Raw genomic sequence first — 397 nt, 5'->3', positions numbered from 1 at the left:
GATTTTAATCCTTTTTTAATAGCTGCTCGCTGAATAAATGCTGGTGTCCCCTCTTTTAATTGCAAATCAACAGAATAGATAACTTCGCTTACATTGGGTTGGTCATGTATGGTTTTAACTTGCCAAAACCCAACCGCATCATAAAAATCTGATTGGTGACGATAATCTAAAACCCAAGCTCCCCAGCGCTTTTCATTGAGTTGATCGAGTCTAGGGAAATTATGTTTAACATACCACTGTGTTTTTCCTAACAGCCAATGGGTAGCGGTAAAGTGCACATAAGCGGAATTATTTGATACTTCATACACCTTTGCAGATTTAAGCCTTTTAATCCATTTTGGGTAGTTGGAAAATTGATGAATCGTCGCCCAAATGGTTGTGATAGAAGCCTTTACTC

General features: G+C 38.3%; 1 protein-coding gene. It reads right to left on the bottom strand.

Annotation, left to right across the window (positions count from 1 at the left end):
* The coding region (locus tag EMN46_RS19300) for an SRPBCC family protein (protein WP_154202640.1) at nucleotides 1-397 on the bottom strand (397 nt) is incomplete at both ends.

The sequence above is a fragment of the Ancylomarina sp. 16SWW S1-10-2 genome, from assembly GCF_009669305.1.
GTDB lineage: Bacteria > Bacteroidota > Bacteroidia > Bacteroidales > Marinifilaceae > Ancylomarina.
This window is presented reverse-complemented; position numbering and strand designations above follow the sequence as displayed.